This is a genomic window from Sphingomonas qilianensis (genome assembly GCF_039614825.1).
GTDB classification, from domain to species: domain Bacteria; phylum Pseudomonadota; class Alphaproteobacteria; order Sphingomonadales; family Sphingomonadaceae; genus Sphingomonas; species Sphingomonas qilianensis.
In genome coordinates this window covers 352,173-378,848 of the sequence record NZ_JBDIMF010000001.1, presented here as the reverse complement: position 1 = coordinate 378,848, position 26,676 = coordinate 352,173, and the positions used below count along the sequence as shown (strand labels likewise).

Annotated in this window: 27 protein-coding genes and 1 tRNA gene; 24 read left to right on the top strand and 4 right to left on the bottom strand. The window is 66.4% G+C overall.

The window, feature by feature from the left end; all coding sequences use genetic code 11:
* Positions 1 to 47 precede the first annotated feature (47 nt).
* Complete coding sequence (locus ABC969_RS01810; protein WP_345862556.1) at positions 48 to 2,771, top strand: TonB-dependent receptor domain-containing protein; 2,724 nt, start codon at positions 48 to 50, stop codon at positions 2,769 to 2,771.
* A 122-nt stretch (positions 2,772 to 2,893) separates the two neighbouring features.
* Here ABC969_RS01810 and ABC969_RS01805 read toward each other — a convergent pair whose 3' ends face one another.
* Positions 2,894 to 3,553 carry a prolyl hydroxylase family protein gene (locus ABC969_RS01805; protein ID WP_345862555.1) on the bottom strand — a complete coding sequence of 220 codons (660 nt, stop codon included), beginning with the start codon at positions 3,551 to 3,553 and terminating at the stop codon, positions 2,894 to 2,896.
* Positions 3,554 to 3,675: 122 nt separating this feature from the next.
* Between ABC969_RS01805 and ABC969_RS01800 the strand changes: the two genes are divergently transcribed.
* The 15 genes from ABC969_RS01800 (at position 3,676) to ABC969_RS01730 (ending at position 16,726) form a co-directional block, all read left to right on the top strand.
* Positions 3,676 to 4,524 (top strand): type II secretion system protein N, encoded by an 849-nt coding sequence (locus tag ABC969_RS01800; RefSeq protein WP_345862553.1) that lies wholly within the window; start codon positions 3,676 to 3,678, stop codon positions 4,522 to 4,524.
* Positions 4,521 to 6,728: a type II secretion system secretin GspD gene (gspD, locus tag ABC969_RS01795; protein ID WP_345862552.1), complete on the top strand. Its 2,208-nt coding sequence runs from the start codon at positions 4,521 to 4,523 to the stop codon at positions 6,726 to 6,728. Before ABC969_RS01800 ends, gspD begins: the two co-directional genes overlap by 4 nt.
* 294 nt (positions 6,729 to 7,022) lie before the next feature.
* Positions 7,023 to 8,537 (top strand): GspE/PulE family protein, encoded by a 1,515-nt coding sequence (locus tag ABC969_RS01790; RefSeq protein WP_380808974.1) that lies wholly within the window; start codon positions 7,023 to 7,025, stop codon positions 8,535 to 8,537.
* On the top strand, positions 8,530 to 9,756 hold the full coding sequence (gspF, locus tag ABC969_RS01785) for a type II secretion system inner membrane protein GspF (protein WP_345862551.1): 1,227 nt from the start codon (positions 8,530 to 8,532) through the stop codon (positions 9,754 to 9,756). The genes ABC969_RS01790 and gspF overlap by 8 nt, the downstream gene beginning before the upstream one ends.
* An 8-nt stretch (positions 9,757 to 9,764) precedes the next feature.
* On the top strand, positions 9,765 to 10,232 hold the full coding sequence (gspG, locus tag ABC969_RS01780) for a type II secretion system major pseudopilin GspG (protein ID WP_345862550.1): 468 nt from the start codon (positions 9,765 to 9,767) through the stop codon (positions 10,230 to 10,232).
* A gap of 1 nt (position 10,233) precedes the next feature.
* On the top strand, positions 10,234 to 10,701 hold the full coding sequence (locus tag ABC969_RS01775; protein ID WP_345862549.1) for a GspH/FimT family pseudopilin: 468 nt from the start codon (positions 10,234 to 10,236) through the stop codon (positions 10,699 to 10,701).
* Positions 10,694 to 11,077: a type II secretion system minor pseudopilin GspI gene (gene gspI / locus ABC969_RS01770; protein WP_345862548.1), complete on the top strand. Its 384-nt coding sequence runs from the start codon at positions 10,694 to 10,696 to the stop codon at positions 11,075 to 11,077. Before ABC969_RS01775 ends, gspI begins: the two co-directional genes overlap by 8 nt.
* On the top strand, positions 11,074 to 11,694 hold the full coding sequence (gene gspJ / locus ABC969_RS01765) for a type II secretion system minor pseudopilin GspJ (RefSeq protein ID WP_345862547.1): 621 nt from the start codon (positions 11,074 to 11,076) through the stop codon (positions 11,692 to 11,694). The genes gspI and gspJ overlap by 4 nt, the downstream gene beginning before the upstream one ends.
* Positions 11,684 to 12,673, top strand: a complete 990-nt coding sequence (gene gspK / locus ABC969_RS01760; RefSeq protein ID WP_345862546.1) for a type II secretion system minor pseudopilin GspK — start codon at positions 11,684 to 11,686, stop codon at positions 12,671 to 12,673. The genes gspJ and gspK overlap by 11 nt, the downstream gene beginning before the upstream one ends.
* Entirely contained in the window at positions 12,670 to 13,764 is a 1,095-nt protein-coding gene (gene gspL, locus ABC969_RS01755; protein ID WP_345862545.1) for a type II secretion system protein GspL, read from the top strand. Before gspK ends, gspL begins: the two co-directional genes overlap by 4 nt.
* Positions 13,761 to 14,240, top strand: a complete 480-nt coding sequence (gene gspM, locus ABC969_RS01750) for a type II secretion system protein GspM (RefSeq protein WP_345862544.1) — start codon at positions 13,761 to 13,763, stop codon at positions 14,238 to 14,240. The genes gspL and gspM overlap by 4 nt, the downstream gene beginning before the upstream one ends.
* Entirely contained in the window at positions 14,237 to 14,956 is a 720-nt protein-coding gene (locus ABC969_RS01745; RefSeq protein WP_345862543.1) for a type II secretion system protein N, read from the top strand. Before gspM ends, ABC969_RS01745 begins: the two co-directional genes overlap by 4 nt.
* A 17-nt stretch (positions 14,957 to 14,973) precedes the next feature.
* On the top strand, positions 14,974 to 15,516 hold the full coding sequence (locus ABC969_RS01740) for a phosphatase PAP2 family protein (protein WP_345862542.1): 543 nt from the start codon (positions 14,974 to 14,976) through the stop codon (positions 15,514 to 15,516).
* Positions 15,517 to 15,574: 58 nt separating this feature from the next.
* A tRNA-His gene (locus ABC969_RS01735) sits at positions 15,575 to 15,651 on the top strand.
* A gap of 22 nt (positions 15,652 to 15,673) precedes the next feature.
* A complete protein-coding gene (locus ABC969_RS01730; RefSeq protein WP_345862541.1) occupies positions 15,674 to 16,726 on the top strand; it encodes a Glu/Leu/Phe/Val family dehydrogenase in 1,053 nt (350 codons plus the stop codon).
* Between the two features lie 117 nt (positions 16,727 to 16,843).
* On the opposite strand, the gene ABC969_RS01725 is transcribed toward ABC969_RS01730, so the two are convergent.
* Complete coding sequence (locus ABC969_RS01725) at positions 16,844 to 17,590, bottom strand: HAD-IIB family hydrolase (RefSeq protein WP_345862540.1); 747 nt, start codon at positions 17,588 to 17,590, stop codon at positions 16,844 to 16,846.
* Between the two features lie 97 nt (positions 17,591 to 17,687).
* On the opposite strand from ABC969_RS01725, the gene ccmC reads away from it, so the two are divergent.
* The 6 genes from ccmC (at position 17,688) to ABC969_RS01695 (ending at position 22,586) form a co-directional block, all read left to right on the top strand.
* Positions 17,688 to 18,410, top strand: coding sequence for a heme ABC transporter permease CcmC (gene ccmC / locus ABC969_RS01720; protein ID WP_345862538.1), 723 nt, complete (start codon positions 17,688 to 17,690; stop codon positions 18,408 to 18,410).
* A gap of 100 nt (positions 18,411 to 18,510) precedes the next feature.
* A complete protein-coding gene (gene ccmE, locus ABC969_RS01715) occupies positions 18,511 to 18,957 on the top strand; it encodes a cytochrome c maturation protein CcmE (RefSeq protein WP_345862536.1) in 447 nt (148 codons plus the stop codon).
* Positions 18,954 to 20,912, top strand: coding sequence for a heme lyase CcmF/NrfE family subunit (locus ABC969_RS01710; RefSeq protein WP_345862534.1), 1,959 nt, complete (start codon positions 18,954 to 18,956; stop codon positions 20,910 to 20,912). The genes ccmE and ABC969_RS01710 overlap by 4 nt, the downstream gene beginning before the upstream one ends.
* On the top strand, positions 20,909 to 21,436 hold the full coding sequence (locus ABC969_RS01705; RefSeq protein ID WP_345862532.1) for a DsbE family thiol:disulfide interchange protein: 528 nt from the start codon (positions 20,909 to 20,911) through the stop codon (positions 21,434 to 21,436). Before ABC969_RS01710 ends, ABC969_RS01705 begins: the two co-directional genes overlap by 4 nt.
* Positions 21,437 to 21,540: 104 nt before the next feature.
* Positions 21,541 to 21,945, top strand: a complete 405-nt coding sequence (locus tag ABC969_RS01700) for a cytochrome c-type biogenesis protein (RefSeq protein WP_345862531.1) — start codon at positions 21,541 to 21,543, stop codon at positions 21,943 to 21,945.
* Positions 21,906 to 22,586 carry a tetratricopeptide repeat protein gene (locus tag ABC969_RS01695; protein ID WP_345862530.1) on the top strand — a complete coding sequence of 227 codons (681 nt, stop codon included), beginning with the start codon at positions 21,906 to 21,908 and terminating at the stop codon, positions 22,584 to 22,586. The genes ABC969_RS01700 and ABC969_RS01695 overlap by 40 nt, the downstream gene beginning before the upstream one ends.
* 9 nt (positions 22,587 to 22,595) lie before the next feature.
* Here the strand turns inward: ABC969_RS01695 and ABC969_RS01690 are convergent, their stop codons facing one another.
* On the bottom strand, positions 22,596 to 22,814 hold the full coding sequence (locus ABC969_RS01690) for a DUF3072 domain-containing protein (RefSeq protein WP_345862529.1): 219 nt from the start codon (positions 22,812 to 22,814) through the stop codon (positions 22,596 to 22,598).
* A 156-nt stretch (positions 22,815 to 22,970) separates the two neighbouring features.
* A complete protein-coding gene (ald, locus tag ABC969_RS01685) occupies positions 22,971 to 24,080 on the bottom strand; it encodes an alanine dehydrogenase (RefSeq protein WP_345862528.1) in 1,110 nt (369 codons plus the stop codon).
* Between the two features lie 159 nt (positions 24,081 to 24,239).
* Between ald and ABC969_RS01680 the strand changes: the two genes are divergently transcribed.
* Together ABC969_RS01680 and ABC969_RS01675 are read left to right on the top strand one after the other, a co-directional pair.
* Complete coding sequence (locus ABC969_RS01680) at positions 24,240 to 26,141, top strand: potassium transporter Kup (RefSeq protein ID WP_345862527.1); 1,902 nt, start codon at positions 24,240 to 24,242, stop codon at positions 26,139 to 26,141.
* Positions 26,138 to 26,671 (top strand): 2'-5' RNA ligase family protein, encoded by a 534-nt coding sequence (locus ABC969_RS01675; RefSeq protein ID WP_345862526.1) that lies wholly within the window; start codon positions 26,138 to 26,140, stop codon positions 26,669 to 26,671. Before ABC969_RS01680 ends, ABC969_RS01675 begins: the two co-directional genes overlap by 4 nt.
* The last annotated feature ends 5 nt before the right edge of the window (positions 26,672 to 26,676 follow it).

Sequence of the window (26,676 nt, the reverse complement as noted above, 5' to 3'; positions counted from 1 at the left end):
CACCACGCCCCGGCATTCGCCGTATCTACCCAATCGGGATATTAACGATGGCCAAGCCTCTCGCATTCGGATCGCTGCTGCTTCTTTCCTCCAGCCTGGTGGCGCCAGCGGCGCTCGCGCAGGCCTCCCCTGGCGGGCAGACGGCATCGCCGCCGGCCACCGTCACGGTCGATCCTGCCGCTGGGCAGACACCGGAAACGCAGGAAGAGCAGGTCGAGATCTCCACGCCGGGGGCGGGCGATGATATCGGCGCTGACATCGTCGTCGTCGGTCGCAATATTCCGAACGCCATTCGCGCCACGCCGGAAGTGATCTCGGTTCTCTCCACCGCGGATATCGCGCGTACCGGTGAAGGCGACATCGCCGGCGCGCTGCAGCGCGTCACCGGCCTCAGCGTCGTCGGCAGCGGCTTCGTGTTCGTGCGCGGGCTCGGCGATCGGTACTCGTCGTCGCTGCTCAACGGATCGCCCTTGCCGTCGCCCGAGCCGCTGCGCCGTACCGTGCCGCTCGACATCTTCCCGACCAGCATCGTCGCCAGCGCACTGGTGCAGAAGAGCTATTCGGTCAATTATCCCGGCGAATTCGGCGGCGGCGTGATCAATTTGACGACCAAGGGCGTGCCCGATGAGAGCTTCCTCTCGTTCGGTGCGTCGGTCGGCTATGACAGCGCGAGCACCGGCCAGTTGGGCTACGTCTATGATGGCGGCAGCCTGGATTTCATCGGTTTCGATAGCGGTGAACGCACCGTGCCGGGCTTCATCAAGGCGGGCGGCGCGCAGGCACCGCAATATAGCTCGGCGCAGATCGCCACGATGTCCGGCGCGCCGACCACCTTGCTGCAGCAGAGCGACGATTTGCCGCCGAACTTTTCGGGCGAGCTCAATCTGGGCCACAGCTTCGATCTTCGTGGCGCGCGCATTGGCGTGATCGCCTCGGGCAGCGTCAGCAACGGCTTCCGCACGCGTGAATCGACGCAGCAGGACACGGTCGACGCCAACGGGGCATTGCGCAGCGATTTCCGCACGATCCTGACCGATAACCGCATCGTCGCCAATGCGCTGCTCGGGCTCGGCGCCGATTTCGGCGAGCACAAGGTGCGCTGGACCAACATCTATCTGCACGACACGCTGAAGCAGGGCCGCCTCGCCACTGCCACGGTCTATCCGAACAGCAGCGGCGATCGCATCATGCAGCAGAATACCAACTGGTTCGCGCGCCAGCTGATCGACACGCAATTGACCGGCGAGTTTAAGTTCGGCGATTTCGGCGTCGATCTGCGTGGTTCCTATGCCAATACCAAGCGAGATTCGCCATACGAGCGGTCGTTCAGCTATCGCTTCGATCAAAATGCGCAGCTGTTTCAAAACAACCTCAACGGGCTTGGCGAAAGCGCCTTTGTCGCGTTCAGCTCGCTCAACGAGGATCTGTACAGCGGACAGGCCGATTTCAGCTATAAATTGCCCACCGCGCGCCCGATCACGGCGTCCGCCGGCTATTATTACAGCGATAGCGACCGTACCTCGACCCGTCTCAACTTCCAGTATCGCACGTTCGATCAGTCCGCGCTGCCGGCGCCGTACAGCTATCAGCGGCCGGATTATCTGCTGAGCAGCGGATCGATCAACGGTGCCTGCGCAGCCAATGATGGCGGCGGCTGCATCCGTCTGTTCAACCTATCGGGCGCTGACGGCGCGGCACAATATGATGCATCGCTCCGCATCCATGCCGGCTACGGCCAGCTCGAAGGCGAAATCGCCGACGGGCTGCGCGCCACGGTCGGCGTGCGCTACGAAACCGCGAAGGAAGAAGTAACGACCAGCAGCACGTCGTTCCAGGGCACCACGCTCGACAACGACTATTTCCTGCCGGCCGCCACGGTGACGTGGAATTTCGCCCCCGACATGCAGTTTCGCGTGCATGGCTCCAAGACGATCGCGCGCCCGCAGTTCCGCGAGCTCGCCCCACAATTGTACCGCGATTTCGATTCCGATCGGCAATTCTTCGGCAACCCGCAGCTGAAGGATTCGCAGCTGACCAGTGCCGAGGCGCGCTACGAATGGTTCTTCGGGCGTGATCAGCGCTTCACGGCGGCAGGCTTTTACAAGCACATCAAGAACCCGATCGAGCAGATCGGCTTCTTCCCCAACGATACGTCGCCGCTGCAGACCGGCTTCTCCTCGGCGCCGGCGGCCGATCTCTACGGTGCTGAATTCGAAGCGCAGAAATATATCCCGCTCGACGACGCGTTCGGCAGCGATTTCTTCGCCGGTCGCCGCCTGCTGCTGATCGCGAACTACACCTACACGCAGTCGAAATTGAAGGTCGGCACCGAGCTCGTGCCGAGCCCGATCCAGAATGGCAGCGGCGTGCCGGTATTCCTGCCGGCCAACGAACTGTTCCGCGATGGCGCGCCGCTGACGGGCCAGTCGGATCACCTTGTCAACGCGCAGATCGGCATCGACCGCAAGGTCGGCACCGTTTCACAGCTCACCTTCCTGTTCACGTATGCCAGCGAACGTGTCACCAATCGTGGCCCGATCGCCGGTGGCTTCCTGCCCGACATCGTCGAAAAGCCGGGCGTCAAGTTCGACATCGTCGCACGCCAGGGCTTCAAGCTGCGCGGGGCGGAATTCGAACTGAAGCTGGAAGGTCGCAACCTGAGCGGCACCAAGTTCCAGGAATTTCAGAAGTTCGACAATGGCACGCGCGTCGACGTCAACACCTATCGCCTGGGCCGTACCTTCACGATCGGGCTGAGCACCAAGCTGTAAGAAAGATGGCGGGGGCGGGGGCGGGGGCACTTCCTCTCCCCCCACCGTCATCCTGAACCGCATTCATGGTGACGGGCTTTTTGCCGCAAGCAATGGCGCGAAACCGCTTCGCTATCGGCGCATCACCCCCATTCGCGCTCGCGAAACCATTTTGTGATCACGTATTTTGCTCCGCTGCGCACCTTCATCCCCTGATGAATCGTTGCCGGATTGGGCGAGCCATCCGGCCGCAGATTATTCCACGCGAGCAACTTGCCCGTTTCGGGCTGGACGATCTTGTCGATCGTCTTGAAGCGCGTTGCGCCGCCCGCTTCGGGTTCGTTCAGATAGATCATCACCGTCCAGGTGCGTTGCCCCGCCACGCTGCAATAGCGTGCGAAATCCGCGCCGCCGGGATCGAAATAATCGGTGTGGCCCTTGAACTCCTGGCCCACGGCGTAGCGCTGGCCCTGCATCGGTTCGCCATGCGTGGGCGCCAGCCCGGTCAGCGCGCGGATCCGCGCTTCCACCTCGATCACCGCGGGATGCGTGGGATCGAGATCGCACGTCTCGCTGGTGCGAAAGGTCGGATCGCCATTGGCGTCCGCGATCGTCGAGGGGCGCCGCTGCGCATCGACCAGGCCCGCGATGGTCGCGCACAGATCGGGCTCAAGGAACGCCTTGCGCACGAACAGCACGAGTTTCGGGCTGGGCACGCGCTGTATGCCAGGCTGCGCACGCAGATGCGCGACCATCTCGTCGCTCGGATGGCCGCAGCCATGATCGGGAACAATTGCCATCATCACAGTCTGCCAAATCGCGCGGGCACTGGCCAGTGTAGACAGGTGCCGCATTAGCTTCACACTTTTGCCGCGCGATTGTAACACTCGGCCCGTAGCAGCGTCTCCGAAGGGTTTTTCTCGCCATGCGCCTCGCTCTTGACGCCCGCGCGCGCCGCCTGCTCCGGCGGTGGCCGCGCACCAATCTGTATAGCGCGCTCGAGCTGGTGTTGCTCGGCGTGCTGGCGGTGCAATGCGCGCGGTTGTTGTGGGTGATTGTCACGCCGGTCGGGCCGCTTGGCGCGTGGCGTCCGGCGCAGCCCGGCGTGGCCGGCTCGCCGATCGAGATCCTGCGCGGCTTCGATCCGTTCTTCCGCTCGGCGCCTGCCACCGGCCAGGCAACCGTGGTCACCTCGCTGCAATTGACGCTGTACGGCACGCGCATCGACGAGGCGGTGGGCGGCGGCTCGGCGATCATCGCCGGCCCGGATGGCGTGCAGATGAGCGTCGCGGTGGGCGACGAGATTGTCCCCGGCGTGCGGCTTAAAGCGGTGGCCTTCGATCATGTCACCGTGGATCGCGGCGGCGTGGCGGAGGATTTGTTCCTCGATCAGTCGGGCGGGGCCACGCCGGTCACGCCGCCGGCGCCGGGCGCGCTGCCCGCCGGCGGCGCGCTGCCCGCGTCGGCGGGTGCGCCGGCGGGGGATGCAGGCGTCAAACTGAGCCAGCTACAAAGCGATATCGGCTTTATCCCGCGAGTCGATGGCGGGCGGGTCAGCGGCCTCGTCGTGCGCTCGCAAGGGTCCGGGGCAGCGTTCCGCGCCGCCGGCCTGCGTGACGGCGATGTCGTCACCGCGATCGGTGGTCGCGCGGTCAGCGGCCCCGGCGATATCGAGCGGCTCGCCGCGCAATTCGGCAATGGCGGCACGCTGGCGATGACGGTAGAGCGCGGCACCGACACACTTCCTCTCTCCCTTACGATAGCGGGCCAATGAAAAAACTGATTTTGGCACCGGTGCTGGCCGTATTGCTGGCCGGGCCGGTGCTCGCGCAGACCACGCTCAACGTGCGCGATGCGGATATTCGCGCCTTCATTGCTGATGCTGCCAAGGTCACCGGGCGGACGTTCATCATCGACAGCAGGGTAACCGGCAAGGTCACCGTCGTTACCGATCGGCCGCTCAGTCGCTCGGAATATTTCGAGATATTCCTCTCCACCTTGCGCTCCAACGGGCTCATCGCGGTGCCCACGTCGGGCGGCGCGTTCCGAATCCAGCCGACCGATAATGCCGCGGCGCAGCCGAGCCGGATCGGCTCGCGCGGTGCCGCGCGCAACAGCTATGTGACGGAAATCATCCGCCTGCGCGCGATCGATGCCAGCTCGGCGCTGGATACGGTGCGGCCGCTGGTCAGCGCGCAAGGCTCGGTCACCGCAAATCGCGGCGGCAACAGTCTCGTCGTGGTCGATTTCGCCGATAACGTGCGGCGCGTGCGCGAAGTCGTGCGCCGCATCGATACCGATAATGCGGCAACGCGGGTGATCGCGCTGAAAAATGCCGGCGCGCGCGAAATCGCCACCGCGCTAACGGCGCTGGCCGGCGCCGGCGGGCAATCGGGCGGGCAGGGCGGCAGCACCGGCAGCGTCAGCGTCGTGGCCGTCACCAGCTCCAACGCAATCGCGCTGCGCGGCGATGCCCAGAGCGTCGCCAGGCTCGCCGCTGTCGCGCAGGATCTCGATGCCCGCGCCAAGAACGGCACCGAGATCAAGGTGCAGTTCCTCGAAAATGCCGATGCCGAGCAGTTGCTGCCCGTGTTGCAGCAGCTCGTCGGCCAGACGCCGACGCAGCCAACCAGCGGCGGCAACCAGCTGTCGCGCTCCAACTTCGGCGGCACCGGCAACAGCGCCGCCAATCAGCCAAGCGTCATCCAGCAACAAGCGCAGCCGCAACCGCAGCAGCAGGCGGCGAGCGGCGGCACGGGCCAGGCGGCGATTGTCGCTGATGGCGGCCGCACCGCTTCCGTCGTTACGCGCTTTGCCGGTGCCAACGCGATCGTCATTGCCGCGCCCGCCGAAGTGCAGCGGCAATTGGCCGATGTCATCCGCCAGCTCGACACGCGGCGCGAACAGGTGCTCGTCGAGGCGATCGTCGCCGAAGTGTCGGATTCCACCGCCAGCAAATTGGGCGTGCAATTCCTGCTCGCCGGGCTCCCCGGCAGCGGTATCCCGAGCTTTGCCAGCACTTACAGCAATTCGGCACCGAACCTGCTGACCATCGCCGGCGCGCTTGGCGCCCGCTCGCTCAACACCACGACGACGACGATCAATGGCGGGACCGTCACCACCAGCACCAACTCGGCGGTCAGCGATTCCCTCGCGCAATCGGCGATCAGCTCGATTCTGGGCGCCACCGGCGGCTTTGGCGGCGGCGCGTTCAACATCGGCAAGGATGCCATTTTCGGCGCGATCATCAACGCGATCAAAAGTGATACGACATCCAACCTGCTGCAGGCGCCCTCGGTCACGACGCTGGACAATCAGGAAGCGCGCATCCTGGTCGGGCAGGAAATCCCGATCACCACGGGCCAGGCGCTGTCCGACAATTTCGACAATGCCTTCCGCACCGTGCAGCGGGAGAATGTCGGCATCCAGCTGGAGGTCAAGCCGCAGGTCAATTCGTCCGGCGCGATCAAATTGTTCCTGCATCAGCAGGTCAGCAGCATCGCCGGTCCCGTCTCCAGCGACAATAGCGATCTGATCCTCAACAAGCGCGAGGTGGAAACCACGCTCACCGTCGACGATGGCCAGATCGCGGTGATCGGCGGGCTGCTCAGCGACAGCGAGCGGCGCACGATCGAGAAGATCCCCCTGCTCGGTGATCTGCCGGGGATCGGTGCGCTGTTCCGGTCCAAGGCCAAGGAACGCAACAAGACCAATCTGATGGTGTTCATTCGTCCGACGATCCTGCGCTCGGCCGAGGATCAGCGCCGCGTGACCGAACAGCGCTATGGCTATTTGCGCTTGCAGCAGGCGGGGCAGAACCCCGATGTTGAGCCGAGCATCGATCAGTTGGTGCGCGATTATCTGGGTGCCGCGGCCCCGCTGCCGCCTGCTGGCCGCGATGGCGCGATCGAGGATCCGCGCATTGCCGTGCCGATCCAGCGCAATTCGACTAAGATCATCCGTCCGAAGGGGCAGTGACATGATGCGCAATCGCCTGCAGCGCTTGCCCCTGGTACGCTTCTCCGGCGAAGGCCGGGGCCCAGTCGGTAAGGGTGCTGTAAAGATGCGCAACGCCAGCCCATTTCTGTTCCACGACTGGGCCCCGGCCTGCGCCGGGGAAGCGTTGATGAGAAAGGCCGTCTCATGAGTGTCGCCGGAGATATCGCAGCGTCGCATAACGACGCGCTCAGCATGGGGGCGGCCACTGCTCTTATTGACACTCCGGTGCTCGATCCGATCGTTATCCCCGAACCGCTCGTCCTTCCGCTCGAAATGCTCGCTATTCCCTACGCCTTCGCGCGCCGCTTCGGCGTCGTGCTGCAAGACCATGAAGGCAGCCATGCGGCGATCGCCATGCGCGCCGGCTCCGATCCCAAGGTGTTACTGGAGCTGCGCCGCCATCTCGCGCGCCCCTTCGACGTGGAATTCGTCGCCGCAGAAGAATTCGATCGCCTGCTCTCGGATCGATACGCGATGGACGGCCAGGCCGCGGCGGTCGCCGCGGGCACGCTGGGGCTGGGCGATGAACTCGATATGCTCGCCAGCGATATGCCCACCGCAGACGATCTGCTCGATACGGCGGATGATGCCCCGGCGATCCGGTTGATCAACGGCATCATCGCCGATGCCGCGCGCAACGGCGTGTCCGACATCCACGTCGAGCCGTATGAAAGCGGCCTCGTCGTGCGCATGCGCATCGATGGTGTGCTGCGCGAAACGCTGCGCATGCCGCCGCATGTCGCGCCGGTCGTGGTCAGCCGTATCAAGGTCATGGCGCGGCTCGATATCGCCGAGCGCCGCGTGCCGCAGGATGGCCGCATCGGCCTCACGCTCGGCGGCAAATTGCTCGACGTCCGCGTCTCGACCTTGCCCAGCCGCGCCGGCGAACGCGTCGTGCTGCGTATCCTCGACAAGGACCATGCCGGGATCGACATGGACGTGCTGGGCCTGTCCCCGGCGATCAACAAGATACTCAAGGAAGCGCTGGCCGAGCCCAACGGCATCGTGCTCGTCACCGGCCCGACCGGCTCGGGCAAGACGACCACCTTGTACGCCGCGCTGCGCACGCTCAATGACGGCAGCAGCAATATCCTGACGGTCGAAGACCCGGTCGAGTACGCGATGGACGGCGTCGGCCAGACGCAGGTCAATCCCAAGGTCGGGCTGACGTTTGCCGCCGGCTTGCGCGCGATCCTGCGCCAGGATCCCGATGTCGTGATGGTCGGCGAAATTCGCGATCGCGAGACCGCCGAGATCGCCGTGCAGGCCTCGCTCACCGGCCATCTCGTGCTCTCCACCGTCCACACCAACGACGCGGTCGGCGCGATCACGCGCATGCGCGACATGAAGATCGAGCCGTTCCTGCTCGCCTCCACGCTCCGCGCGGTGATCGCGCAGCGGCTGGTGCGCCGGTTGTGCGAGCATTGCCGCAGGCCGGTCCAGGCCGAAGGTTCGGTATCGGCGTTGCTCGGTTTCGATCCCGGCACCGTGGTGTACGAACCGGTCGGCTGCGAGCAGTGTTCGCATTCCGGGTTCAAGGGCCGCATCGGCGTGTTCGAGGCAATCCGCATCGACGAGACGATCCGCCGCCTGATCAACGATGGCGGCGACGAATCGATCATCGCGCGGCACGCTTTCCTCCATTCGCCCAATCTCGGTTCGGCCGCGCGGCAACTGGTCCGCGATGGCCAGACCACGCCGGAAGAGGCGGTGCGCGTGTCCCGGCGCGACATGGCGGATATCGAAGCGCCGCTGATCGTGGTGCCCGAGGACGGGGCCGGTGGCTGACTTCGATTATCTCGTGATCGACACCGCCGGCGCCGAAAAGCGCGGGCATATCGCGGCGGAGTCGATCGATGCCGCGCGCAGCGCGCTCGATCGGCGTAAGCTGTATGTGGTCAGGATCGAACCCGGCTCCGGCGCGCCGGCGCGCGGCCAGCCCCTCGTCACCGGCCTGTCGTTCCGCCGCAACAAGATGAGCGTCAAGGATCTGACACTGTTCACGCGTCAGCTCGCCACGCTGAACCAGGTCTCGCCGCTCGAGGAATCGCTCCGCACCATCACCCGGCAGACCGAGCAGGAGCGTGTCCGCGCGATCGTCGCCACGGTGCATAGCGGCGTGATGGAAGGCCGTCGCCTGGCCGAGGCCATGGGCCGTGAACCGAAGAGCTTCCCGCCACTGTACCGCGCCATGGTCTCGGCCGGCGAACGCTCGGGGTCGCTGCCGATCATCCTCGAACGGCTGTCGATCCTGTTGGAGCGGCAGGCGGAGATCAATGGCAAGGTCATCACCACGCTCGCGTATCCGGCCGTACTGTCGCTCGTCGCCACCGCCGTGGTCACCGCGCTGATGGCGTTCGTCGTGCCGCAGGTGGTCGAGCAGTTCGACACGGTCGGGCAGGAGCTTCCGTTGCTCACGCGCCTCGTCATCGGCCTGTCCGATTTCCTGGTCGGCTACTGGTGGGTGCTGCTGCTCGGCATCGTGGCGGGGGGGCTGCTCGCCTGGCAGGCGCTCAAGCAGCCCGCTATCCGCTTGGCCTTCGACACGCGGCTGCTGCGCATCCCCTTGCTCGGTCGCCTGATCCGCGATCTGCATGCCGCGCGCATGGCGCGCACTCTCTCGACGATGGTCGCCAGCCGCCTGCCACTGCTGGAAGGCCTGACGCTGACCGCCGGCACGATCCATAATCGCCGGTTGCGCGCCGCGTCCGACGAGATCGTCGATGCCATTCGTGGCGGCGGCAGTCTCTCCGCCGCGATGCGCCGCACCAGCGTCTTCCCGCCGCTGCTGACCTATCTCGCCGCCTCGGGCGAGGCGGCGGGGCGGCTCGACGAGATGCTCGAAAAGGCGGCCGATTATCTCGAACGCGAATTCGATCGCTTCACCGCCACCGCGCTGTCGCTGCTCGAGCCCGCGATCATCGTGCTGATGGGCGGCATCGTCGCCACCATCGTGCTCGCCATTCTGCTGCCGATCCTGCAGCTCAACACTCTCGCCGGCCAATGAGGTTAGTCATGCTTACCGATACCACCACGCCCGATCGTCAGCAGCGCCGTTGCCGTCGCCATCAGGAGGAGGGCTTTACGCTCGTCGAGCTGATGGTCGTCATCGTCATCCTGGGGCTCCTCGCCACGATCGTTGCGATCAACGTATTGCCGAGCGGTGACCGCGCGCGTGTCGAAAAGGCGCGCACCGATATCGCCACGATCGAGAGTGGCCTCGAAATGTACAAGCTGCAGAACTTCAATTATCCCAGCACCTCGGATGGTCTGCAGGCGCTGATCACGCCGCCCGCGGGGCTGGCCGATCCGTCGCGCTTCCAGAAGGGCGGCTATCTCAAGAAGCTGCCCAACGATCCATGGGATCGTCCCTATCTCTATGCCTCGCCCGGCACGCACGGCGCGGTCGATATCTGGTCGCTCGGCGCCGACGGCAAGGATGGCGGCGAGGGCACCGACGCCGATATCACCAGCTGGCAGTAAGGTGAACGAACGCCGCGCCATATCCATGCGCCGGGCCGAGCGCGGCTTCACGCTGATCGAGCTGATGGTGGTCGTCACCATTATCGGCCTCGCCTCGGCGATCGCGGTGCTGACGATGCCTGATCCACGCGGTCGGCTGTTCGACGAGGCGACGACATTCGCGGCGCGCACGCGCGCGGCGCACGATTCGGCGATCGTCGAGGCACGCCCGGTCAGTGTGTGGGTGTCGCTTGGCGGTTACGGCTTTGATCAGCGCACCCGTGGCCAATGGCAGCCGATTTCCGAAAAGCCGCTGCGCGTGTCGCAATGGGGCAAGGGCGTCATTCCGACGCTCACCGCCGAGCGCGACCGCGTCGTGTTCGATTCCACCGGTCTTGCCGATAAACCGCTCGATGTGCGGCTGACGCGCGATGATCAGAGCGAGATCGTCCATATCGGCATCGACGGATCGGTCCGCGTCGGTGGTTAGGCGAAACGGCTTCACCCTGATCGAAATGATGGTCGCGCTCGCCGTGTTCAGCCTGGCTGCAATGGCGCTGATCCGCCTGGAAGGTGCCACGATCCGCGGCGCGACGATGCTCGATTCCACGCTCACAGCGCAGATGGTCGCGCGCAACGTGGCGATCGAAGCGCTGACCGACACTGGCCCGCCGGCGATCGGCAAGGCCAGCGGCCAGGAAACCAATGGCGGCCGCAGCTGGGCGTGGACGCGCGTCACCACGCCGACCGGCGACATCCGCATCCTGCGCATCGAAGTCGCCGTCGCCGACGCCAGCGGTACCGTGCAGGGCCGCCTCACCGTAGTGCGCCCGGCGACGCAACCCGCCTCGGTCACCACGTCATGATCCGGGGCGAGCGCGGCTTCACGCTGGTCGAGATGCTCATCTCGCTGATGATCTTCGGCATCCTCTCCGCCGCCGGGGTCGCGATCCTGGCGTTCAGCGTGCGGGCGCAGGGTGCCACCGGCGACAAGCTCGACGATGTCTCCGCGCTCAACCGCCTGTCCTCGGCGCTGTCCGCCGATCTTGCCCAAGCGAGCTTGCGCCAGACGCGCAACGAGGCCGGCGATCTGCTCCCCGCCTTCACCGGCGAATCCGGGTCGACTGCCGTGCCGATGCTGCGCTTTGTGCGTGGCGGCTGGAGCAATCTCGATGATGCTCGCCGCGCCAGCGAGCAAAAGGTCGAATATCGACTGACCGACACTATGCTCGAGCGCATCGCATATCCCATGCTCGATGGCGCCGAGCCCCTGCCGCCAGCCGCGTTGCTCGGCAATGTCCGCCAGGTCGCGCTGCGCTATCGCATCGACGGGGCCTGGGCCGATCGCTGGCAAGGAACGCCGCGCGCCCCGCTGCCCCAGGCGCTCGAACTGCGCATCCTGCGCAGCGACGGCATCGAATTCCGCCAGCTCTTTCTGGTCGGCTCGGGGTATCGCCCGACGGTAACGCCCAATGCCGGCTGATCATCCCCCGCGCGAACGCGGCGCGGCGCTGCTGATGGTGCTGCTGCTCGTCGCGGTGATCTCCGTTCTGGCGGCCACCGCGCTGGAGAAATTGCGCCTGTCCACGCGCCTCGCCGGCAATGCCGCCGCCATCGAACAGGCACGCGCTTATGGCTACGCCGCGGAAACGCTGGCCGCCGCGCGCGTCACCACGATGCTGGGCCAGGCCGGCAAACGCGTGACCCTGGTGGGCGGGTGGAGCGGCAAGCCGTTCGGCCTGCCGATCCCCGGCGGGCGCGCTACCGCGCGCGTGCGCGATGGCGGAAATTGTTTTAATCTCAATGGCTTAGTACGCCAAGCGGAGGCTGGCACTTATATCATGAATCCCGGTGCACAGGTGCAGTTCTCGCGCCTGATGCGGCTTGTCGGCGTGCCAGCATCGCTCACCGATGGCATTGCCGATGCCGCGACCGACTGGATCGACAGCGACACCGCGCCGCTTGCCGCCGGCGCCGAGGACAATGCCTATACCGGCGCGGCCGTGCCCTATCGTACCGCCAACACGCTGATGGCCGATATCAGCGAGTTGCGCGCGGTCGCCGGCGTCACGCCCGAGACGTACGCACGGCTGCGCCCTTGGCTGTGCGCGTTGCCCGTGGCAAAGCCCGCCGAAATCAACGTCAACACTCTCTTGCCGGAGCAGGCCCCTTTGTTCGCAATGCTGCTTCCCGATACGTTGAGCGTGGAAGCCGCGCGTCAGTTCTTGCTCAAGCGCCCACCGCAAGGCTTCGAAAGCACTGAAGCTTTCTGGAAGCTGCCCGCGCAAAGCGCCATCACGCCTTCGCCTGATGCCACAGCGCAGACCAGCGTGACAACGCGCTGGTTTGCGCTGCAGGTCGATGTCGCGCTGGGCAGCACCGAGCTTGAGCAACATTCGATGATCGATGCCACTATCTTACCGGCACGTTTGGTGTCGCGCTCCTGGGGGGAGCCGTCATGAGCGACACGCTGGTCCTGTTCCTGCCCGCCGCGGAGTTGCCGTGGCGCTGGCTGCGCATCGCGGACGATGTCGTACAGGCGCGGGGCGAGGGCTTCCCCGAGGGGCTCGATCCCGATGCGCCGCCGCCCGTCGCCGTCGTGCCGGCCGATGCGGTAACGCTGCATTGGGCAGAGCTGCCGGATCGTTCCCCGGCGCAATCGGTCGCTGCGGCGCGGCTGCTCGCGGCGGATGCCAGCGCCACGCCGATCACCGAGTTGCACGTCGCGGTCGGGCGCGAGGGCGATAATGCCGAGCGTCCGATCGGCGTCGTCTCGGCGCGGCAGATGCATCATTGGCTCGCCGCGCTGGCCGCCAAAGGCGTCGATCCGGCCGCTGTCCTGCCCGCGCCCATGCTGTTGCCGCGCCCTGAGGATGGCTATCTGCGCGCCGATCTTGGCGGCGAGGGCGTCGTGCGCGGGCCCACCAGCGGTTTCGCCGACGAAGCACGGCTGACCGAGCTGATCACCGGCGGCGTCGCCCCGACGGTGCTGGAGCGCGACGCGCTGGAAGCGGCCATCGTCGCCGCGGTGGCCGATCCCGCGCTCGATCTGCGGCAGGGGCAATTCGCGCGGCGGCGGCGCTTCGCCATCGATTGGGGGCTGATCCGCCGGCTCGGCTGGCTATCGCTGGCCATCCTCACCGTCACGTTGATCATCAGCCTGGTGTCGATCCTCAAGTACAATGTCGCCGCCGACATTCTGGAGCAGCGCGCCGATCAGCTCGCCCGCCAGGGTCTGCCGCGCGGCGAGACGGTCAACGATGCCGATCGCCAGCTGACCGAGCGGCTGTCGCGGCTGCGCGGCGGGGGGCTAGGGTTCAGCCGCACCGCAGCGGCCTTGCTCTCGGCGGTGCGCGCCGTGCCGGGCAGCGAAGTGACGGCGCTGGCCTTCGATCCCAATGGCGACGTCCGCGCGACGATCTCCGCGCCGGGCGAGGGGCCGGCGACCGATCTGCGCAACCGCGTGATTGCGCAGGGCTTCGTGGCCCGGCTGAGCACGCTGGAGGCCGCCAATGGCCGCGTTTCGGGAACGCTGACGGTGAGCACGCCATGATTGCACAATTCCGCACCTGGTTTGATGGGCGCTCGTTGCGTGAGAAACGCATGCTGCTCGCCATGGCCGGGTTGGCGCTGCTGACGGTGATCTGGGCGGGGATCATCCTGCCCGTGACCGACGCCTTGTCCTCGGCCAGGGAGCGCCACGCCGGCGCGGTGGTGCGGCTGGGCGAAACGCAGGCGCGGCTCGCGGTGCTGCAGGATCTGCAGCGCGATCGCCCCGCGGCGCTCGGCGCGCCGCTTGATACGGTGATCCGGCTGCGCGCCAACGAGGCGGGCTTCCCGCTCTCGCTGGCCACGCCGATGGGTAATGATCGCGTGCAGATCGCCATCACCTCGGCCAAGCCCGGCGCCTTGCTTGGCTGGATCGGCGAGCTTGAGCGCGCCGGCATCCTGGTCGATTCGCTCAACATGACCAACAATGGCGATCAGACCGTCGCCGCACAGATGACGCTGAGAGCGCGGGGCATATGAGACGCATTCGTCTGACCACCGGCCCGGGGCTGCTGTTTGCCGCCGCCTTTGTCATGGCGCTGCTGGCGTTTTTGCCGATGCGGCTGGTGCTCGGCTGGATCGGCGTTGGCGAACAGGGCCTCACCGCGCGGGCGGTGGAGGGCAGCGTATGGTGGGGATCGCTCAGCGAGGCGCGCTTCGGCGATCTCGCGGTCGGCGATCTGCGCGCGCAGCTCTCGCCGGTGCAGTTGCTCGTCGGGCGCGCGCGCGTCACGCTCGACGGGCGCGAAGACGTCCGTCCGCTGCACGGCGCGATCGGCATCAGCCGCCACAGCATCGGGCTGGACGACATGACGGCGTCGCTCTCTGCCGGCACGGTGTTTGCGCCGGTCCCGGTCACCGGCATCGATCTCGATGATGTCAGCGTGCGTTTTCAGGATGGCAATTGCGCGCGTGCCGAGGGCAGGGTGCGTGCAACCTTGTCAGGCGATATCGGCGGCATTGCGCTCAGCCAGGGCATGAGCGGCACCGCCAAATGCGATTCGGGCGCGCTGCTGCTCCCGCTCGCTAGCCAGTCGGGCACCGAAGCGGCCACCATCCGCCTGTGGCAAACCGGCCGCTTTCGCGCCGAAATCTCGGTGCAACCCAGCGACCCCGCGGCCGGCGCCAAATTGGTGCTGAGCGGCTTCCGTCCGACCGCCGCTGGCTATACGCTGGCTGTCGAAGGCACATTTTAACAAGCGGAAGATACGGCATGCGCGCATCGGTAACAATCATGGCCTGCGCGGCGAGCATGATGTCGGCAACCCCCACCGCAGCGCGCGACACGGATGGCTGGGACAAAAGCGGCAGCATCGCCCGCGACGCGCTGGTCGTCACCGCGCTGGCGCTCCCCGCCGTCAAGGGGGACTGGAAGGGCGATGTGCAGGCGCTGGCTAGCCTCGGCAGCGCGTTCCTGATCACCACCGTGTTCAAGGAAACCGTAAAAGCCCGCCGTCCCGATGGCAGCGATCAGCGCAGCTTCCCCTCGGGCCACACCTCCGCCTCGTTTGCTGCGGCGGCGACGCTGCATAATCGCTACGGCTGGAAAATCGGCCTGCCGGCGCAGGCGCTGGCAGCGTTCGTCGGCATCTCCCGCGTCGAGGCCAAACGTCACCACTGGGGTGATGTGCTGGCCGGCGCGGCGATCGGCGAGGCGTCCGGCCTGCTGCTGACCAAAAAACTCAACCCCAACATCCGCGTCGTGCCGTGGGGCGATACCAGGTCTGGCGGTGTTTCTGTGGCGATGCGCTTCTAAACACGCCGCGCAATCTTGACGCCGCCACCCCGTACCCGCTAGGGGCGCTCGCTCTGCGGCGATCGTAGTTCAATTGGTTAGAGCGTCGGCTTGTGATGCCGGATGTTGCGGGTTCAAGTCCCGTCGGTCGCCCCATTCTTTTCGCAGAGATCATATCATGACCGCCAATTGGGGCTTCCCCGACTTCGACGCGCACGAAGGCGTGCACCTGTTTACCGATGCCGCGTCCGGGCTGCAGGCGGTGATTGCGGTGCATTCGACCAATCTTGGCCCCGCCGCCGGCGGCGTGCGCTTCTGGCATTATGCCAATAGCGATCAGGCGATCACCGATGCGCTGCGTCTGTCGCGCGGGATGAGCTTCAAGAATGCCATGGCTGGGCTGCCGATGGGCGGCGGCAAGGGCGTCGTGCTCGCCGCCAATCCCGGCGACACGATCACGCAAGGTCAGCTCGAGGCGTTCGGCCGCGCGGTCGAATCGCTCGGCGGCAAATATGTGACGGCGGAAGATGTCGGCATGTCCGAAGCGCGCATGAAGGTCATCGCCACGCAGACGCGCCACGTCTCCGGCCTGCCGGTCGCGGCGGGCAGCGCGGGTGGCGATCCCGGGCCGTACACCGCGTACGGTATCTATCTCGGCGTCAAGGCGGCGGCCAAGCGCGGCCTCGGCGCCGATACGATGCAGGGCGTGCATGTCGCGATCCAGGGCGTCGGCAGCGTCGGCGGCGGGCTCGCCAAATTGCTCGCCAAGGATGGCGCGCGGCTCACGCTGGCGGACGTCAACGCCGATCGCGCCGCCGCTTTGGCCGCCGAACTCGGCGCCGAGACGGTGGCGGCCGACGCCATTCTCGCGGTCGAGGCGGACGTGGTCAGCCCCAACGCCTTGGGCGCGATCCTCACCGAACAGTCGATCGACGCGCTCAACACCCGGATCATCGCCGGCGGCGCCAACAACCAGCTGGCGACTCGCGAAGATGGCGCGCGGCTCGCCGCGCGCGGCATTCTCTATGCGCCGGATTATGTGATCAACGCCGGCGGCATCATCAATGTCGGGCTCGAATATCTCGGTCAGGGCGACGAGGCCGAAGTGCTCGCGCGCATCGAACGTATCCCGGCGCGCCTCAGCGAAGTGTGGGACGAGGCGGACCGCAGCGGCGCACCGAGCTCGGACGTCGCCGACCAGATCGCCCAGCGCCTGATCGGGCGCGGCTAAGCCTATTCCCCTCCCTGAAAGGGAGGGGGCAGGGGGTGGGTCGACGCCCGCGCTGACGCCAGGGGGCCGGAAAGGTCCTACCCACCCCCAGCCCCTCCCTTGCAGGGAGGGGAGCTATCATCCCAAGAACGCCAGCATCGCCGCGATCGCGGTCATCGTCTCGGCCGGATCGCGCACCGTGATCGTATCGATCCCCGCCGCCTTCACGGCATAATCATTCCCGCCCTCATAGATCGCGTCGCCGAGGAACAGCATGTCCGCGGTGGCAATGCCCGAATGAGCGGCGAGTGCCCGCATCGCGCTCGCCTTGTCCGTGCCCTGGCGCGTGATGTCGATCGAGGTCGATCCGCCCACATTGATGGCAAAGCCCCTGAGCTGCCCCTGCACGATGCGCTGCATCGTCTTGCGCTTGGCGAAATCGGGATCCCACGCCTTCTTGGCGTCGATCGGCGCTTCCTGGCCGAGCCCGGAAAAGGTGATCTGGCTGCCGCGATCCTCGATCTGTTCGCCCCAGATCTTTTCGTTGGCCAGGCCCGCTTGCTGCCGCGCATCGTCCAGCGCCGTCAGGATGCGATCGCGCTCCGCGGGCGTGAAGTTATCAGCATAGATCTGCCGCCAGACGCCGTCGGTGCAGCGATACAGCTTGGTCCCCGTGGTCGGCATGATGAACAGGTTGGTGAGATCGGCGCCCAACGGCAGCCGGGCGACGATCTGCTTTTCGAACTGTGGCCAGTCACCGCCCGAAATCACCGCCACCGCGACATGGCCCGCCAGATCGGCGAGCAGCGCCGCCATGTCCGGCGCCAGCGCCTGCTTGCTCTCGGCCAGCGTGCCATCCAGATCGAACGCGACCAATCGTTTCATGCGTCATCCCTCGGCAAATCATCGTCATGCTCGGGGGCGCAGCTTATTGCGTAGCGCACAGTTGAGTAGCATCGAAACTCGCTCTAACGTGCGCGCAGTGCCCAGTATTCATGCCCTTGCCAATCCTGCGCGCTTCCTCAAGATCGCGCGCCCGCTGACCCCGGCGCTGTTGCTCGCCGGCGCGGCGCTGATTCTGCTCGGCAGCTGGGCCGGGCTGACGCTGACCCCGCCCGATTATCTGCAGGGCGAGACGGTACGCATCATGTATATCCATGTGCCGGCCGCATGGCTCGGCATGAGCGGGTGGAGCGGCATCGCCATTTCCAGCATCGTCTTTCTCGTCTGGCGGCATCCGCTGGCCGCCGTCGCCGCGCGCGCCATCGCGCTGCCCGGCGCGGTATTTGCCGCGCTGTGCCTTGCCACCGGATCGATCTGGGGCCGCCCGACCTGGGGCACGTGGTGGCAATGGGATGGGCGGCTGACCAGCATGCTGCTGCTGTTCTTCGTCTATCTCGGCTATATGGCGCTGGCCCGCGCGGATGCCGATCGCGGCGGTGATGGGCGTATCCCCGCTTTATACGGCGTGGCGGGTTCGGTATTGCTCCCCATCATCCGCTATTCGGTCATATGGTGGAACACGCTGCATCAGGGCCAGAGCATCGGCCTGACTCAATCGAGCATCGACGCATCGATTTTGTGGCCGCTGTGGCTCACGCTGATCGGCTTCACGCTATTTTTCGCCGCGATCGTGCTGATGCGCATGCGCACGATGCTGGCGCTGGCCAAGGCCGAGGCGCGGATGCGGCGGATGGCGGCATGAACCCCTGGCCGTTCGTCATCGCCGCTTATGCCGTGGTGCTCGGCGCGGGCGCGCTGCTCGCGCTGCTCAGCTATGCCGCGATGCGCCGGGCGGAGCGCCCATGAAGCCCAAACATCAACGCCTCACGCTCGCGCTGCTCGCGCTCGTCGCCGTGCTCGGCGCGAGTGGGCTGGCGCTCTCCGCGCTCAAGGATCAGGCCGCGTTCTTCTACGCGCCGGGCGATGTCGCCAAGGCCGGCCCGCCGGTCGGCCGCGCGGTGCGACTGGGCGGCATGGTCGCGCAGGGGTCGCTGGTCCGCCAGGCCGATGGCGTTTCCATACGCTTCGTCGTCACCGATGGCACGGCCACCGTGCCGGTCAGCTTCCGCGGCGTGACCCCCGATCTGTTCCGCGAGGGATCGGGCGTGGTCGCCGAAGGCATGTTCAACGCCGATAGGAGCTTCACCGCCAGCAATCTGCTCGCCAAGCATGACGAGCGTTACATGCCGCCGCAGGTCGCCAAGACCGCACAAGGTGCCATGCACGAGACGAAGACGCTCGAGCCGTGATCGCCGAGGCAGGTCTTGCGGCATTGTGGCTTGCCGCCGCCTTGGCGGGATTGCAATTGCTGCTCGCGATCGTCGGGTTGCGCCTGTCTTCCGGCGCTGAGCCAGTCGAAGACGAGGGGATCGGCGCGGACATCCTGGCGGCGGTGCGCCCGGTGGCGGTGGTGCAGGGGTTGCTCGCCTTGCTGGCGATGGCGCTGCTGATCACGCTCTTCGTGCGCTCCGATATGTCGGTCCAGCTGGTCGCCGCCAACAGCCACTCGGATAAGCCCCTGTTGTACAAATTCTCCGGCGCCTGGGGCAATCACGAAGGCTCGATGCTGCTGTGGGTGACGATCCTCGGCCTCTCCGGCACGACCATCGCTATTATCGAACGCAGCCTGCAGCGTGCCACGCTGATCGCCACGCTCGGGGCGCAGGCGGCGATCGCGCTCGGCTTCTATGCTTTCCTGCTGTTCTCCTCGAACCCGTTCGCCCGGCTCATCCCCGCGGCGGAAGACGGGCAGGGGCTCAATCCGCTGCTGCAGGATCCAGGCTTAGCCTTCCACCCGCCGACGTTGTACATCGGCTATGTCGGCATCTCGGTGGCCTTCTCCTTTGCCGTCGGGGCGCTGGTCACGCGCGATGTCGGCCCGGCCTTTGCCCGCGCGATGCGGCCCTGGGTGCTGGGTGCGTGGATATTCCTGACGCTCGGCATCACTGCCGGCAGCTACTGGGCTTATTACGAGCTCGGCTGGGGCGGCTGGTGGTTCTGGGATCCGGTCGAGAATGCCTCGCTGATGCCGTGGCTCGCGGCCACCGCCTTGCTCCACTCGGTCAGCGTGCTGGCCACGCGCGATGGCCTGCGCGCCTGGACGGTGATGCTCGCCGTGGTCGCCTTCTCGATGTCGATGGTCGGCACGTTCCTCGTCCGCTCGGGCATCCTGACCAGCGTCCATGCCTTCGCGGTCGATCCGACGCGCGGCAGCTTCATCCTCGCTTTGCTGCTCCTCTATATCGGCGGCGCGCTGCTGCTGTTCGGTCTGCGCATCGGCACGGTGCGGCAGGGCTCGACGTTCGAACTGGTCAGCCGCGAAGGTGCGCTGGTCGCCAACAATCTGTTGCTCTCGGTCATCCTCGGCATCGTGCTGATCGGCACGCTCTACCCCATCGTCGCGTCCGCGTTCGGCGTGCAGCTCTCGGTCGGCCCACCTTTCTTCGACAAGGCGGCGGGGCCGGTGGCGTTGCTGCTCGTCGCCGTCATGGCGGTCGGCCCGCTGCTGCGCTGGCGCCGCGATGATGGCCAGGCTGCGCTCGAGCGCATGATGCTGCCGATCGCCGTTGCCGCCTTGGCCATGGCCGGCATCTTCATGATCACCGGCGGGATCGGCATCCTGCCGTTTCTCGGTCTTGGGCTTGCCGCCGGTCTGGCCGCTGCCAGCCTTGCGCCGCTGTGGAAGCGCAATCTGCGCCGCACGCCCTTGTTCACCTGGGGCATGGTCATCGCGCATCTCGGCATCGCCGTCAGCCTCGCCGGCATGGCCTCGGACAGCGCCTTTACTCAGGAAACACTGGTCGCCGCGCGCGTCGGCGAACCACACAAGGTCGGGCCCTATACCGTGCGGCTGGATGGCATTGCCCCGGTGATCGGCGCCAACTGGTCGGCGCTGCAAGCGCGGCTCAGCGTGCGCCGCGGCGACGATGGCGACTGGTTCGTGCTGCGCCCGCAATCGCGCTTCTTCTCCTCGCCTCCTACCACAACGAGCGAATCCGCCATCGCCACGCGGCTCGACGGCCAGCTTTACACGGTGCTGGGCGCACCCGACGGGCAGGGGCGCTGGCAGCTGCGCCTCTGGTGGAAGCCGTTCGTGACGTTTATCTGGTTCGGCGGTGGGCTGATCGCGCTCGGCGGCCTGTTGTCGCTGCTCGGCCGCGTCCGGCGTGACCGCAAGACCGTGCTGCGGGAGAGATATGCATGAGGCGCTCGACCGTCTGGCTGCCCTTGCTCGGCTTCGCGCTCGTCTTCGCCGTCGTGGCGATGGCCTTGGTGCGGCCGGCCGATCGCACGGTGCGCTCGGCGCTGATAGGCAAGCCGCTGCCTGCCTTTTCGCTGGGCGCGATCGTGCCGGGCAAGCCCGGCCTCGGCAGTGCCACGTTCCAACAGGGCCAGCCGCGCTTGCTCAACGTGTTCGCCAGCTGGTGCATCCCGTGCATCGCCGAGGCGCCGATGCTGATGCGGCTGAAGCGCATGGGCGTGCCGATCGATGCCGTCGCGATCCGCGATACGCCCGCGGCGGTGCAGGGCTTCCTCAAGCGCAACGGCGATCCCTATGCCCGCATCGGAAATGATCGCGAAAGTTCGGTGCAGCTGGCGCTCGGCTCGTCGGGCGTGCCGGAGACGTTCGTGATCGACGGCAAGGGCCGCATCGTGCTGCAACATGTCGGCGATATCCGCGAGGATGACGTGCCCGCGATCCTCGCCGCGCTGGAGCAGGCGCGGTGACCTCCGTCCACATCCGTCATCCCGGATTCAGTCCGGGATCCACCGTGCCGCATGAGCAACGGACGGTTGGCTTGCGGGCCGTTGGATCCCGGACCAAGTCCGGGATGACGGCGATTGCGGGGCTGATGCTCGCCATCGCCATGCCCGCGCTGGCCGACAGCAATCTCCCCCCCGCGCGCTACGCCAATACGCAACTCCGCGATCCCGCGCAGGAAGCGCAGGCGCGCGCGCTGATGGCCACGCTGCGCTGCCTCGTCTGCCAGGGGCAGGCGATTTCGGATAGCGATGCGGAAATGGCCGGCGACATGCGTTCGCTGGTGCGCACGCGGATCGCCGCCGGCGAAAGCCCGCAGCAGATTCGCCAGTCGCTGATCGCCAGCTACGGCGATTACGTCACCTATGATCCGCCGTTCAACGCGCTCACCGCGCCGCTGTGGCTGCTGCCGCTGATCCTGCTCGGCATCGGCGCGTGGCTGGCGCGCGGCTTGTTCAAGCGGCGGCGCGGCTGATGGGCTGGGCGGCGCTCGCCATCATCGGCGCGGCAACGGCGGCGTTGCTGTGGCGCATCGGGCTTGCCCGCGGTCTGTGGTCGTTCGTCGGCGCGGCGCTGATGCTGGGGGCGGCGGGCTATGCCTTGCAGGGCGAACCGTCGCTCGCCGGCCGTCCCGTGCGCGCCAACGCCGATCCGATCCCGGTCGATCCCGAGCTTACCGCGCTGCGCGATGACATGCTCGGCCGCTTCCGCGCCGACACCGCCTATCTCGTCGCGGGGGACGCGATGACGCGCATCGGCAATCCCGGCTATGCGGTCAGCGCGATCCTCGGCGGCATCCGCCATCATCCTGACTCACTGGCCTTGTGGACGGGGCTCGGCACGGCGCTCGCCACGCATGACGGCGGGCAGGTCTCGCCGACGGCGCTGTTCGCGTTCCGCCGCGCCGGGCAGCTCGCCCCGCTGCATCCGGCACCACCCTTCTTCCTCGGCCTCGCTTATGTCCGCGCCGGCGAGTTCGCCAAGGCGCGGCCCTATTGGGCGCGCGCGCTGGCGCTGACGCCGCAAAGTGTATCCTATCGGCCGCAGATCGCCCTTCGCCTGGCGCTGCTCGATCAGTTTTTGGCCGAAACGGCAGGGGCGCCGCCCCCGCCGTAACGCTCCGGTTCAGTCGGCCCCGCGCCCGGTTTGCGCTTGCAGCGCATCGATATGCTTCGAGGCTTCCGCCTTGCTCAGCGTATCGTCGAACTCTTCATGCGCCTCTTCGCTCAGCGTCTTGAGATAGCTCGCCTGCGCGCCGGTCATCGGCTCGTCCCCGGTGGTCCAGTCGTCGGGGTCCTTCTGCGCGTTGCCGGTCGGGTGGTCCTTGGGGTTCTGGTCGGTCATCGGTGATCTCCTGGTTGCCAGGGCTGAACGACCATGTTCCTTATATGTTCCATACTGTCATCCCAGCGAAAGCTGGGATCTCAATGGGTTGGCGCGTCCACCGCCCCACGAAGACCCCAGCCTGCGCTGGGGTGACGCGGAGCGGGCGCCCGTTGTTCAGCCCGCCGACCAAGCCTCGAACGGCAGGTCCAGCGCTTCCGCCACGGCGACATGCCGGATCTTCCCCGCCGATACGTTGAGCCCGTTGGCGAGATGCGCGTCCGCCGCCATCGCCGCTTCGGCACCCAGATTGGCCAGTTTGATCACGAACGGCAAGGTCGCGTTGTTGAGCGCAAACGTGCTGGTCCGCGCCACTGCGCCCGGCATGTTGGCGACGCAATAATGGATCACGCCGTCAACTTCGAACACCGGGTCCTCATGCGTCGTGGCATGGCTGGTCTCGAAACAGCCGCCCTGGTCGATCGCGATATCCACCAGCACCGAGCCGCGCTTCATCGTCTTGAGCATCTCGCGCGTGACCAATTTGGGTGCCGCCGCGCCCGGCACCAGCACCGCGCCGATCACCAGATGCGCATTCTTCACTGCCGCGGCGATCGCCGCCTTGCTGGCATAAGCGGTCTTGATCTGGCTGCCGAAAAACATGTCGAGCTCGGCCAGCCGCGCGTTGGAAATGTCGTAGATCGTGACATCGGCGCGCATCCCCACCGCCATCTGCGCGGCGTTGACGCCGGATACGCCGCCGCCGAGAATCGCCACCCGCGCCGGCGCCACGCCCGGCACGCCGCCCAGCAACACGCCGCGCCCGCCTTGTTCCTTCTCCAGATAATGCGCGCCGACCTGGATCGACATGCGCCCGGCCACTTCGCTCATCGGCTTCAACAGCGGCAGCGAGCGATCGTTCGCCGTCACCGTCTCATAGGCGATGCACGTCGCGCCGGAGCGGATCAGCCCCTCCGCCTGCGGCTTGTCCGCGGCGAGGTGCAGATAGGTGAACAGCAGATGCCGCGCTTCCAGCAAGGCGATCTCGCTCGGCTGCGGCTCCTTCACCTTCACGATCATGTCGCTCTGCGTGAACACGGCCGGCGCGTCGGCCACGATCGTCGCCCCCGCGTCGATATAATCCTGGTCCTCGAAGTCTATGCCCAGCCCCGCGCCGGTCTGCACGACCACGCTATGCCCCTGCGCCACCAGTTCGACCACCGAGGGCGGGGTCAGCCCGACGCGATATTCGTGATTCTTGATTTCCTTGGGAACGCCGACGCGCATGTGGGTAAACTCCGGTTTCGAATGATACGATCATAGCAACGCGCGAGCCACTTGTCCCGTTGCGGGTGCCGGGGCGTGGTGCTAGGCGCGGCTCCACATGGGCCAGCAATGTCGATCAGCCAAAGGGGCGCGTGCATCGTGAGCAGCCAGAGCGCTACTATGCCCAGCGACCTGACGCCTGAAGATTGCGGCCATGGCCACCATCATGACGGGCTGATCAAGCTTTCGGTCGGCGCGATCGGCGTGGTGTTCGGCGATATCGGCACCAGCCCGCTTTATGCGTTCCGCGAGACGTTTGCCGGGCATCATAAGCTCGCGCTCGATCCGCTGCACATCATGGGCGTGGTCAGCCTGATGTTCTGGTCGATGATGATCGTCGTCACGGTCAAATATGTCAGCATCATCATGCGCGCGGACAATAAGGGCGAGGGCGGCAGCCTGGCGTTGCTCGCGCTCGTCTCGGGCAAGACGACGACCCGGCGCTGGACGCGCGGCATCATCCTGCTCGGCGTCTTCGCGACAGCCTTGTTCTACGGCGATTCGATGATCACCCCGGCGGTCACCGTGCTGTCCGCGGTCGAAGGGCTGGCGGTGGCGCAGCCGGCGCTGGCGGGGTTGGTCTTGCCGATCGCCGTCGTGATCCTGATCGGCCTGTTCTCGATCCAGCGCAGCGGTACGTCCAAGATCGGATTGTTCTTCGGCCCCGTCATGCTGCTCTATTTCGCGGTGATCGCCACATTGGGCGTGATCAGCGTATGGCAGACGCCGGAAATCCTCTGGTCGCTGTCGCCGCATTATGCCGTGGCGTTTTTCTATCTCGATCCGTTCCGCGCTTTCCTAGCGTTGGGCTCGGTCGTGCTGGCAGTCACCGGCGCCGAGGCCCTGTATGCCGATATGGGGCATTTCGGGCGCAATCCGATCCGCGTGTCCTGGCTGTTCTTCGTGCTGCCGGCCTTGATCCTCAATTATATGGGGCAGGGCGCCTTGCTGTCGCGCGTCGGTGCGTCCGCGCTGGAAAGCCCGTTCTATCTGCTCGCGCCCGAATCGCTGCAGCTGCCGCTCGTCATCCTCGCCACCGCGGCGGCGGTGATCGCCTCGCAAGCGGTGATTACCGGCGCCTTCTCGGTCACGCAGCAGGCGATCCAGCTGGGCTTCGTGCCGCGCCTGCGCATCGAGCATACCAGCGCCGCCACCGCCGGGCAGATCTATATTCCGCTCGTCAATTGGCTGCTGATGGTCATGGTGGTGCTGCTGGTGCTGGCATTCCGCTCCTCGTCCAATCTTACTTCGGCCTATGGCATCGCGGTCACCGGCGCGATGATGATCGATACGTGCCTGTTGGCGGTCGTGCTGTTCCGCCTGTGGAACTGGCCGACTTATTTTGCCGTGCCCCTGCTCGGCGTCCTGTTCCTGGTCGATGGCGCCTATCTCGCCGCGAATCTCACCAAGGTGCCCGATGGCGGCTGGTTCCCGCTGCTCGTCGGCTTCATCATCTTCACGTTCCTGACCACCTGGTCGAAGGGGCGCAAATTGATGATCGATCGGCTGCGCGAAGGCGCCATGCCGATCAAGGTGTTCATCCAGTCCGCCGCCACTGCGGCCACGCGCGTGCCCGGCACCGCGGTGTTCATGACCTCGACGCCCGAGGGCGTGCCGCACGCGCTGCTGCACAATCTCAAGCATAACAAGGTGCTGCACGATCGCATCATCCTGCTCACCGTGAAGATCATGGATGTGCCGTATCAGGCCGATGACGGGCGCTGCCATCTCGAGGATCTGGGGCAGGGCTTCCATCGCATGGTGCTCAAATACGGCTTCATGCAGGAACCGGACGTGCCCGCCGCGCTGGCCCGCATTCACCAATGTGGCGCCGACTTCCGCATGATGGATACCAGCTTCTTCCTCTCGCGGCAGACTTTGCTGGCCTCCGAGCGGCCGGGCATGATGGTATGGCGCGAGAAACTGTTCGCCTGGATGCTGCGTAACGCCGAAAGCGCGATGGAATTCTTCCGCTTGCCCACCAACCGCGTGGTCGAGCTGGGCAGCCAGGTCGAGATTTGAGTCCGCCGGCCGCGATACCCGCGCCGATCCCCGCGCCGATTATCGTCACCGCCGTGTTCGGCAAGGCGGACACCGCCTATTTCGATGGCCTGCGCAAGGCGCATTTCCCGCCCGAGCGCAACCAGCTCGCCGCGCACCTCACCATGTTCCACCATCTCCCGCCCTCGCTGGAGGCCGAGCTCAAGCAACGCCTGGCGGGGGAAACGCGCGGCGTGCCCGCGCCGCAGGCGCGCATCGCCGGGCTGATGTCGCTCGGCCGCGGCGTCGCCTTCCGCATCGAATCGCCCGAACTGGAGGATATCCGCGATCGCCTGCGCGATGCCTTTGCCGCGATGCTGACCCCGCAGGACGCCGCCGGCTGGCGGCCGCACGTGACGATCCAGAACAAGGTCGAGCCGTATCAGGCCAAGGCGCTGCAGGCCGAATTGGCCACGGATTTCCGCCCCCGCAGCGTCGCCGTCGCCGGTCTGGCCAGCTGGTGGTATCGCGGTGGCCCGTGGGAGCCGCTGTCGCGGCATATGTTCGCTTGACCGCC